At 72.4% G+C, this 10030-nt stretch carries 8 protein-coding genes; 7 read left to right on the top strand and 1 reads right to left on the bottom strand.

Annotation, left to right across the window (positions count from 1 at the left end; genetic code table 11):
• Positions 1-103: 103 nt before the first annotated feature.
• On the bottom strand, positions 104-2350 hold the full coding sequence (locus Q6969_RS08800) for an acyltransferase family protein (RefSeq protein WP_317230093.1): 2247 nt from the start codon (positions 2348-2350) through the stop codon (positions 104-106).
• A 247-nt stretch (positions 2351-2597) separates the two neighbouring features.
• Here Q6969_RS08800 and Q6969_RS08805 point away from each other — a divergent pair, with 247 nt between their 5' ends.
• The 7 genes from Q6969_RS08805 to Q6969_RS08835 all read left to right on the top strand — a co-directional run.
• Positions 2598-4010, top strand: coding sequence for a polysaccharide biosynthesis tyrosine autokinase (locus Q6969_RS08805; protein ID WP_317230094.1), 1413 nt, complete (start codon positions 2598-2600; stop codon positions 4008-4010).
• 9 nt (positions 4011-4019) lie between these two features.
• Positions 4020-4739 carry a low molecular weight phosphatase family protein gene (locus Q6969_RS08810; RefSeq protein ID WP_317230095.1) on the top strand — a complete coding sequence of 240 codons (720 nt, stop codon included), beginning with the start codon at positions 4020-4022 and terminating at the stop codon, positions 4737-4739.
• Between the two features lie 88 nt (positions 4740-4827).
• Positions 4828-6303, top strand: coding sequence for a sugar transferase (locus Q6969_RS08815; RefSeq protein ID WP_317230096.1), 1476 nt, complete (start codon positions 4828-4830; stop codon positions 6301-6303).
• Positions 6303-7433 carry a glycosyltransferase gene (locus Q6969_RS08820; RefSeq protein ID WP_317230097.1) on the top strand — a complete coding sequence of 377 codons (1131 nt, stop codon included), beginning with the start codon at positions 6303-6305 and terminating at the stop codon, positions 7431-7433. Before Q6969_RS08815 ends, Q6969_RS08820 begins: the two co-directional genes overlap by 1 nt.
• Positions 7433-8479, top strand: coding sequence for a glycosyltransferase family 1 protein (locus tag Q6969_RS08825; RefSeq protein WP_317230098.1), 1047 nt, complete (start codon positions 7433-7435; stop codon positions 8477-8479). The genes Q6969_RS08820 and Q6969_RS08825 overlap by 1 nt, the downstream gene beginning before the upstream one ends.
• The gene (locus Q6969_RS08830) at positions 8476-9654 is read left to right on the top strand and encodes a polysaccharide transporter (RefSeq protein ID WP_317230099.1); all 1179 of its coding nucleotides are present in this window, start codon (positions 8476-8478) and stop codon (positions 9652-9654) included. Before Q6969_RS08825 ends, Q6969_RS08830 begins: the two co-directional genes overlap by 4 nt.
• A partial coding sequence (locus tag Q6969_RS08835; RefSeq protein ID WP_317230100.1) for a polysaccharide pyruvyl transferase family protein occupies positions 9651-10030 on the top strand: 380 nt, incomplete at its 3' end. The genes Q6969_RS08830 and Q6969_RS08835, both read left to right, overlap by 4 nt.

Below are 10030 nucleotides of genomic sequence, written 5' to 3' on the forward strand. Positions count from 1 at the left end.
CACGGAGGCCGCGGGCAGCGGCCGCACGAAGCGCCCGCACGACGACGGGCGCCCCTCCCTGAGGAGGAGCGCCCGTCGTGGCGTGCGGTGATGCGGCGGCGGATCAGCCGGCGGCCGGGGCCGCCCCGAGGCCGAGCGGCGCGAGGATGTCCGACATGATCGGCGCCAGGTCCTGCGACTGGCGGGCCGTCAGGTGCGACGTGTCGCCACGCACGGGGATCCCGTTGACGAACGCCGGGCACGTGCCCTGGCTGCAGAACCAGCCCTGCGTGTTGATGAACTGGACCGGCGCACCGACCTCCTCCGCCGCGGCCTGCATGGTGCGGGCGTGGCTGATGAAGGACGGCGAGACCGTCGACTGGCAGTCGTTGGGCGAGCTCGTCGGCGTCTTGCACTCCACGAGGGCCGTGGCTGCCGGCGGACGGGACAGGACGATCACGTTGGAGGAGGCCGTCTTCAGGGCCCCCATCGTGGTGAGCGCGCCGGCCTGCCACTCGCGGTCGGCGGCGCCACCCGTGGCGTCGCTCGACAGGTACGAGTTGTCGACGGCCTCGCTCATGAGGATGAGCGCGGGCTTGGTCTCCTGCATCTGGCCGATGGCCCAGTTCCGGAAGTCCGTGCACTCCGTGTACTCGGAGCCGTCGGTGTCCGTGCTCGTGACGGTCGACGCGGGGCAGCGGGCCATGGTGAGCACCCGCACCTTCCAGTCGTCGCCGAGGCTCGAGCGGAGCATGGGCGCGTAGCTGATCGCGAGGGAGTCGCCGAAGATGACCGCGGTCTTCTCGGGGCCCGCCTCGGCGTTGCCGTAGACGCAGTGGTCGGCGTTCGCGATCGCGTCCTTCTCCTTGGCGAGGTCGGCGCCGAGGCAGCCGTCCTTCGCCCACTCGGGCGCGATGACGTCGCGGCCGAAGTCGCCGAACGACTCCACGGCGGGGTCCAGCGCCGGCCACTCGTCCGCCCCGAGGGCGGCCGTGATCTGCTCGGCGCGGGTCGCGAGGGCGGTGCCGGTGGCCTCGACGGGCGCGGCCGTGCCGCCCGTGCTGGGCGTGCCGCCGCCGATGACGCTGCCGCCGCTCGGCTCCTCGCGCACGACGGCCACGGCGACGACGCCGACGACCGCGACCGCGACCACGGACAGCGCCGCGACGGTCAGCTTCAGCTGCGCGGCCGAGGACCGGCGTCCGGCCTTCTTGGGGTCGAGCCAGCTGGAGCGGCGAATGGGGTCCTCGACCAGGTGGAAGGACGCGATGGCGAGCACGAGCGTCGCGCCGATGGCGGCGCCGTAGAACTCGAGCGTGCCGGCGCCGAGAAGCGACGCCAGCAGGATGATCGCCGGGAAGTGCCAGAGATAGAGGGAGAACGACAGGCGCCCGATGTAGGTGGTGACCGGGTTCGTGATGGGCACCATGGCCTTGGACACGCCGCCGATGCCGGAGGCGATGACGAGCGCGGTCGCGACGACCGGGAGCAGGCCGGAGGGGACCGGGAAGGCGGTGTCGCCGGCGATGAGGAAGAACGACGCGACGATGCCCGCGAGGCCCACGTAGCCGAGGACCGGGCGGAGGGCGGCCGGCAGCGTGGAGATCCGCGCGGCGAAGATCGCGAGGAGCGCGCCGATGCCGAGCTCCCACGCGCGGGAGAAGGTGGAGAAGTACGCGACGGTCGGGCGGGCCGAGGTCTCGTAGAAGCCCCAGGCGAGCGACGCGACGATCAGGACGCCGACCGTGATGCCGATCGTCTGGGTGAAGACGCGGGCGCGCTTGACGCGGTTCTTGGGCGTGCGGCGGCGGGCGAACGCGATGACCAGGAAGATCAGCACGGGCCAGACGACGTAGAACTGCTCCTCGACCGACAGCGACCAGTAGTGGCGGAAGGGCGAGATGGGCCCGTCGGCCGCGAAGTAGTCGGTGCCGGCGCTGGCGAAGTGCCAGTTGGCGACGAACAGGGCCGACCAGATCGCGTCCCAGAGGCTGGCCTGCGCGCGCACCACGTTGAAGACGAGGAACGAGACGGCCGTCGTCACCACGAGCACGAGCAGCGCGGCCGGCATGATGCGGCGGACGCGGCGCTTGTAGAAGTCGACGAACGAGATCGTCTTGGTGCGCTCGTACTCCTTCAGCAGCAGGCCCGTGATGAGGAACCCGCTGATGACGAAGAAGACGTCGACGCCGACGAAGCCCCCGGAGGGCCAGTCGAAGAGGTGGTCGACGATGACCGCGATCACCGCGAGGGCGCGGAGGCCCTCGACGTCCGGGCGGAACCCGCGGTTCACCGTGACGGTCGAATCCCCCGCGGGCGGGGGGTTCTTGTCGTCCGGCGCGGAGCGGAGCTCCGACGGGTCGGGAAGCACGGGAGTACCCCGGCGAAATGTCTGCGAGCTCATGGCTCTCGTCCCTACTCACTCGTGTACCGCCGTGCAGCACTGCTGTAGGAGCGACCCTAACAGGGCGCCAGAGGGCCTACCATGCCCCGGACGGGGGCGTCCCGGGCTGCCGTGGGCACCCGTGGGCTGTGTGATGATAGACAGCCGAGGCTGTGGATATCCCACGTATGCGGACACTCCGCGCCTGTGTGCTTTTGGGGAAGGGTTCTTAGTTATGGCGCTCCGTGACTTCATTCGGATGCTGCGTAGGGGCGCGGTGCTCATCATCCTGACGCTCCTGGTCGGGGTCGGCGCCGCGGCGGCCTTCTCCCTCATCCAGACCCCTGAGTACGAGGCGTCCACCAAGATGTACGTCGCCCAGAGCAGCTCGGGCAGCGTGCAGGACCTCCAGCAGGGCAACAACTTCATCACCCAGGCGGTGAAGAGCTACGCGGACGTCGTCACGACCCGCGCCGTGCTCCAGCCCGTCATCGACGAGTTCGGGCTCGACGTCACGTCGCGCGAGCTGGCCGAGTCGGTCCGCGCCTCCGCGCCGCTCGACACCACGATCATCGACATCACCGTCAAGGACCAGAACCGCCAGGACGCGGCCACGCTCGCCGACGCGATCGGCGCGAGCCTCACCACCGTCGTCGGCAACCTCGTCCCCGAGACCATCGAGGGCACGCCGCAGGTGCAGATCACGCAGCTCGAGCAGGCGGAGATCCCCGAGTCGCCGTCGTCGCCGAACCTGCCCGTCAACATCATCGTCGGCGCCATCATCGGCCTCCTCGTCGGCATGGGCGTGAGCCTGCTCCGCGAGACGCTCGACAATCGCATCCGCGGAGAGCGCGACGTCGAGCTCGTCACCACGAAGCCCATCCTCGGCGGCATCGCGTACGACCCGAAGGCGACCGAGCGCCCGCTCATCGTCCAGGACGACCCGCGCAGCCCCCGTGCGGAGTCCTTCCGCAGCCTCCGCACGAACCTCCAGTTCCTGGAGTTCGGCGGCCGCTCGCGCAGCTTCGTCATCACCTCCTCCATCCAGGGCGAGGGCAAGTCGACCACCAGCTCGAACCTCGCGCTGGCCCTGGCCGACTCCGGCATCAAGGTCGTCCTCATCGACGCCGACCTCCGCCGTCCGCGCCTCGCGTCCTACATGGGCCTCGAGGGCGCCGTGGGCCTCACCGACATCCTCATCGGCCGCGCCGAGATCGAGGACGTCATCCAGCCCTGGGGCTCGGGCATGCTCTCGATCCTCCCCGCCGGCCAGATCCCCCCGAACCCGTCCGAGCTGCTCGGCTCGCAGGGCATGGCCCGCCTGCTGCAGGACCTCGAGGCGCGCTACGACGTGGTGCTCATCGACGCCCCGCCGCTGCTCCCCGTCACCGACGCGGCGATCCTGTCCAAGAACGCCGGCGGCGCGATCATCGTCGTCGCCGCGGGCCGCACGCACCGCACCCAGCTGAAGAGCGCCATCGCCAACCTCACCAACGTGGGCGCGGACGTGCTCGGCCTCGTCATCACCATGCTCCCCACCAAGGGCCCGGACGCGTACGGCTACGGCCACTACGGCTACGGGTACGGGTACACGGAGGACGAGGACGGCCAGAAGACCAAGGCGCCCATCGAGAAGATCAAGGCGTAGCTCCCCTCCATGTCGGAACTCCCCCCCACGAGCCGCAGGGCCGCACGCGCGGCCCTCGGCGACGCATCCTCCGAGAGCGTCGACGACGGCTCGTTCCGCGTCCTGTTCGTCTGCTCGGGCAACATCTGCCGATCCGCGCTCGCCGAGCAGGTGCTGCGGGCGCGCGTCCGGGCCATCTTCGGCGGCGACGCCGGCGAGGCCGACTCGGTCGTGCGCTTCACCAGCGCCGGCACGATCGCGGCCGAGGGCCAGCGCATGCCCGAGCAGGCCGCGGAGCTCTCCGTCCGCTACGGCGGGGACCCGAGCGAGCACCAGGCGCGCTTCCTGACGCCCGGCATCATCCAGGGCGTCGACCTGGTGCTCACCATGGCCCGCGAGCACCGCAGCGCCGTCGTGCGCGCGGTGCCCCGCGCCAACCGCTTCACCTTCACCATCCGCGAGTTCGCCGCGCTCTTCGAGCACCTCGTCGAGGTGACCGGGGACGAGAAGCACATCGCCTGCGACGGCGACGTGCCGGCGCAGCTCCGGGCGCTCATCCCGCTCGTCGCGGCGCAGCGGGGCGTGACCCTGCCGCCCGCGCACGAGGACGACTACGACGTGGTCGACCCGTACCGCCGCTCCCAGGCCACCTACGACGCCTCCGGCGAGCAGGCCGGCGGCGCCATCGAGTCGATCCTCGAGTCGGTGCGGGCCGTGACCCGCACGGACGCGCCCCGCCTACGGGGCTGACCGCCCGCCCGCCACCGCACACGCGAGCGCACGACGCTCCATCAGACACCACCGGCTCCCGATCGGAGCCGCCTGCCCCGGGGGACCAGTGGACACGCAACAGACACGACGCACGGACGAGGCCCAGGAGGGGTCGCGCTGGCGGGTCGTCTACGCCCGGCGCCTGGCGCTGAGCGACGCGATCGTCATCATCCTCACGACCTTCGGCGTGCAGTTCCTGTGGTTCGGCACCACCGCCGGCACCGTCGACCTCGGCGGCAACGCGCCCGACGTCGCGGTCACCTACACGATGGTGTCGGTCGTGCTGGTCCTGGCCTGGCTCTTCGTCCTCAGCGTCTACAGCACCCGCGACTACCGGATCGTCGGCACGGGCACGCAGGAGTACAAGCAGGTGGCCGACGCCACGCTGCGGCTGTTCGGCATCATCGCCATCGTCGCGTTCCTCGTGAAGATCGACCTGGCCCGCGGCTACATCGTCACCGGCCTCCCGCTGGGCCTCGTGCTGCTGCTGCTGTCCCGCGCGCTCTGGCGCGTGTGGCTGTCGGCGCAGCGCCGCCGCGGCGAGTTCTCCTCGCTGATCCTGCTGGTCGGCTCCCTCGAGAGCACCACCCACACGGCCACCACCCTCGCCCGCGCGCCCAAGGCGGGCTACCGCGTGGTCGGCGCGTGCCTCACGGGCGACGCCCGTCCGTCGCGCCTCCCTGGGCTCGACGTGCCCGTGGTCGGCGACGCCGACGACGCGCTCCTGGAGCTCGAGCGCCTCGGCGCCGACACCCTCGTGATCACCTCCAGCGACGAGCTGCCCCCCGAGCGGATCCGCGAGCTCAGCTGGTCGCTCGAGCCCGGCCGCCACCATCTCGTCATGGCGCCCGGCCTCACCGACATCGGCGGCCCCCGCATCCACACGCGCCCCGTCGCCGGCCTCCCCCTCATCCACGTCGAGACGCCGCGCTTCGAGGGCCGGAAGCTGCTCTCCAAGCGCCTGTTCGACATCGTCGTGTCGGGCATCACGCTCGTCGTGCTGAGCCCCGTCTTCCTGATCCTCGCGATCCTCATCAAGGCCACCAGCAAGGGCGACGTCTTCTACAAGCAGGAGCGCATCGGCCTGAACGGCGAGCCGTTCCACATGCTCAAGTTCCGCTCGATGCGCATGAACGCCGACGCGGAGCTGTTCGCGCTGCTGGAGCAGCAGGGCACGGCCGACACCCCCCTGTTCAAGGTCACCGACGACCCGCGCATCACGAAGGTCGGCGGCGTCCTCCGCCGCTACTCGCTCGACGAGCTGCCCCAGTTCCTCAACGTGCTCCTCGGCTCCATGAGCCTGATCGGCCCGCGCCCGCAGCGCGAGGGCGAGGTCGCGCTCTACGACAGCGCGGCGCGTCGACGCCTCCTCATCAAGCCCGGCATGTCCGGCCTCTGGCAGGTCTCCGGCCGGTCGTCGCTGTCGTGGGAGGACGCCATCCGCCTCGACCTGTACTACGTCGAGAACTGGTCGCTCACGGGCGACATCATCATCCTGGCCCGCACGTTCAAGGCGGTCTTCGGCGCGGACGGGGCCGTCTGATGGCGGGGCTGCTGGTCCAGGAGTGGATCGAGAGGTCCGGCGGATCCGAGAAGGTGTTCGACGCCTTCGCGCACGCCTTCCCCGACGCCGACCTCTTCACCCTCTGGAACGACGACCCGGGCCGCTACGGCGACCGGCCCGTTCGGGAGAGCTGGATCGCGCGCACGCCGCTGCGCCGCCGGAAGCCCCTGGCGCTGCCGTTCATGCCCCTCACCTGGAGCTCGCTCGACCTCGGCGCCTACGAGTGGACGCTGTCGAGCTCCCACCTGTTCGCGCACCACCTCGGGCACGGCGACCGCTCCACCCGGCAGCACGTGTACGTGCACAGCCCCGCGCGCTACCTCTGGACGCCGGACCTCGACCAGCGCGGCGCGAACCCGCTCGTCAAGGCCGCCGCTCCCCCGCTCCGCGCCCTCGACCGGCGCCGCGCGCAGTCGTCGCACGCCGAGTTCGCCGCCAACAGCGCGTTCGTGCAGGCGCGCATCCGCGCCGCGTGGGACGTGGACGCGCAGGTGATCCACCCGCCGGTCGACGCCACCGAGATCCGCGCCACCGCCTCCTGGCAGGACACCCTGACGGGTTCCGACGCCGAGCTCGCGGCAGCGCTGCCGGAGCAGTTCCTGCTCGGTGCGAGCCGCTTCGTGCCGTACAAGCGCCTCGACCTCGCCATCCGCGCGGGCGAGGCGGCAGGAGTCCCCGTCGTGCTCGCCGGATCCGGTCCGCTGGCCGGCGAGCTGCAGGCGCAGGCCGCGGCCGCGCGCGTGCCCGTCACCGTGATCCCGCGCCCCTCGGACGCGCTCCTCTACACGCTGTACCAGCGCTCGCTCGCCTACGTGTTCCCCGCCGTCGAGGACTTCGGGATCATGCCCGTCGAGGCCATGGCCGCGGGCGCCCGCGTGCTGGTCAGCGACGTCGGCGGCGCTACCGAGAGCGTCGTCGACGGCGTCACCGGCGTGCACGTCCACGACTGGGAGGGCGCGGGCCTCGCCGATGCGGTGGCACGCGCCGCCGCGCTCGACCCGGCCGCCAGCGTCCGCCGGTCCGCGGACTTCGACGCGTCCGTCTTCGAGCGCCGCGTCGCCACCTGGGTCCGCCACGACGGCGCCCGCCTCGACGGGGCGGCCGCCTGATGCGCCGGCTCGTCGTCAACGAGGCCTACGCGGGGCAGCGGATCACCGGCCAGCAGCGCTACGCGGTCGAGATCGCCCGCGCCCTCGAGGGGCAGCGGGGCGTCACGCGCGCCACGCCATCCGAGCGCATCGCGTCCTCCGGGGCCCGCAGCTGGCTCTGGGTGCAGACCACCCTCCCCTGGATCACGCGCCAGGACGTCCTCCTGTCGCTCACGAGCCGCGCGCCGCTCGTGCACCGCCGCCACATCGTGGTCGTGCACGACCTCTTCGTGCTCACGAACCCCGAGTGGTACAGCCGCGAGTACGTCGTGACGCACGTGCCGCTGCTGAAGGCGAACCTGCGCGACGCCCGGGTGATCGTCACCGTCAGCGAGCCCGTCGCCGAGCAGGTCCGCGAGCTCGGCCTCTCGAGCGCGCCCGTGGTGGTGGCGCCCAACGCGCCGAGCCCCGTGTTCGGGGAGCCGCGCGGTGCCGAGGAGCGCGCCCGCGTGCTCGCCAAGTACGGCGTGACCGACGGCGGCTACCTGCTCGCGGTCGGCAGCATGGACCCGCGCAAGAACCTCCAGCGCCTGTCCGAGGCGTACCTCGCGCTGCCCGCCGAGACCCGGGCCGCCGCGCCCCTCGTGCTCGTCGGGGCCAAGAGCGCCGTCTTCGGCGACGTCGACATGGCCGAGTCCGACGACATCCGGCTGGCCGGCTACGTGACCGACGACGAGCTCGCCGTGCTCTACGCGGCATCGCGCGGCGTCGTGTTCCCGAGCCTCGCCGAGGGCTTCGGCCTGCCGCTCGTGGAGGCGATGGTCGCGGGGGCGCGGCTCGCGGTCTCCGACATCCCCGTCTTCCACTGGATCTGCGGCGCCGACGCCGACTACTTCTCCCCCGCCGACGTCTCCGCGATCACGGAGGCCCTCGCCCGGCTCGCCGCCGCGCCGCCGCTCGCCGAGGACGAGGCCGAGCGCATCCGCCGCGCCGTCACCTCCCGATTCGACTGGCGCACCAGCGCCCGCACCGTCCACGACGCCTACCAGAGCATCGGGACGCGATGATCCGTCGTCTCGGGCTGCTGCTCCCCACGGGTGCGGCAGGGCTCACGCGCGTGCTCCAGCTGGTCCTGCTCGTGGTCCTCACGCGCCTCTCGGACGGGTCCGCGGGCAACGCGCTCGTCACGGGCTTCGCGCTGCTGAGCTCGTTCGCGATCATCACGGACTCGGGGGCGGCGAACTTCCTGCTGTCGCTGCCGCGCACGCGGCTCACCCGCGGCGTGCACGCGCGCGCGGTCGCCTTCCACGCCGGCCTCGGCTCGCTGGGCGCCGCCGTCGCCGTCGTCCTCACGGTCGCCGCGGCCACGACGATCCCCGGCGAGGCCGTCCTCGTGCTCGTCGCCCTCGGCGTCAGCCAGGTGCTCGACTCGCTCACCCGCACCATCCGCGCGCCCCTGCTGGTCGGCCGCCGCGACGCCTCCTACGCCTTCCCCGACCTCGCGCTCGTCGTGCTCAAGGCCGTGCCGCTCGTCGTCGCGGTGGTCCTGCCCGAGATCCTCGTGCTGCTCGCCTTCCCGCTCGTCTCCCTCGTCGTGACCGCCGGCACCTGGATCACCGTGCGCCGCGGCCTCGCGACGACGAGCGACGAGCCGGTGCGCGTGTTCCCGCAGATCCTCGAGTTCGGCCTGTCCGGCTCGCTGAGCGCCCTGTACTCGCAGGCGCCGCTCGTGCTCGGCACGGCGATCCTCGGGGTCGACGCCGTCACGCCGCTCGCCCTCGCCTACCGGGTCGTGCAGCCCCTCGAGGTCGTGCCGGCCACGCTCTCGCAGCAGCTGATCCCCCGCATCCGCGCCGCCGCCCGCCCGGCCCGCGCGTACTGGTGGCGCTTCGCGCTCGGCGGCCTGGTGCTCGCCGGCATCATCGCGCTCCTCCGCGAGCCCGTCGAGCAGGTCTTCGGCGGCGACGCGTTCGACCAGGTGGTGTTCCTCGTGATCCTCCTCTCCGTCGCGCCCAAGTTCGGCAACTACGCGCTCATGGCCTACGCGATGGGCTCGGGCCTCATCCGGGTGCGGCTCACCGCGACCATCGTCACGGGCGTCGTCGCCGTGGTCCTCACCCTCGTCGCCGCGCTCACCGCCGGCCCCGCCCTCCTCGCCGGCGTCACGCTCGCCAGCGAGCTCGTCCTGAGCGCCGCCATCGGGGCGCTCCTCATCCGCCACCGCAGGAAGGAGGACGCATGAGGACCCTCATCGTCTCCGCCGACCGCACGCTCGCGTCCGGCCACCCCCAGAACCTCGGGGACGCCTTCCTGACCGACGCGCTCTCCGAGCGCTTCCGCCGGGCCGGGCACGAGACCGTGATCGCCGACTTCGGGCAGGCCGCCCGCCGGGACTCCACCGAGGAGCGCGCCCGCGTCTCCGGGGTCCGCGCCCTGGCCGACCTCGTGCGCCGCGTCGACGCGGTCGTCGTGGGCGGCGGCACGCTCCTCGCCGACGACCAGCCGGACCGGCCCTTCGCGGGCCTGCCGCGCCTCATGGCCGTCACCGGCCTCATCGCCCGCACGTCGCGGACCCCGCTCGCGGTGTTCGGCGTCGGCGCGGACCCCGTCTCCCGGCG

Origin of the sequence: Clavibacter sp. MX14-G9D, from assembly GCF_032917815.1 — a bacterium.
In the GTDB taxonomy this organism is placed as follows: domain Bacteria; phylum Actinomycetota; class Actinomycetes; order Actinomycetales; family Microbacteriaceae; genus Clavibacter; species Clavibacter michiganensis_K.

Bases quoted from the DNA above. Each gene is read 5' to 3' on its own strand.
- Q6969_RS08820 (WP_317230097.1), top strand. From the start codon at position 6,303: ATGGCGGGGCTGCTGGTCCAGGAGTGGATCGAGAGGTCCGGCGGATCC.
- Q6969_RS08825 (WP_317230098.1), top strand. From the start codon at position 7,433: ATGCGCCGGCTCGTCGTCAACGAGGCCTACGCGGGGCAGCGGATCACC.
- Q6969_RS08810 (WP_317230095.1), top strand. From the start codon at position 4,020: ATGTCGGAACTCCCCCCCACGAGCCGCAGGGCCGCACGCGCGGCCCTC.
- Q6969_RS08830 (WP_317230099.1), top strand. From the start codon at position 8,476: ATGATCCGTCGTCTCGGGCTGCTGCTCCCCACGGGTGCGGCAGGGCTC.
- Q6969_RS08805 (WP_317230094.1), top strand. From the start codon at position 2,598: ATGGCGCTCCGTGACTTCATTCGGATGCTGCGTAGGGGCGCGGTGCTC.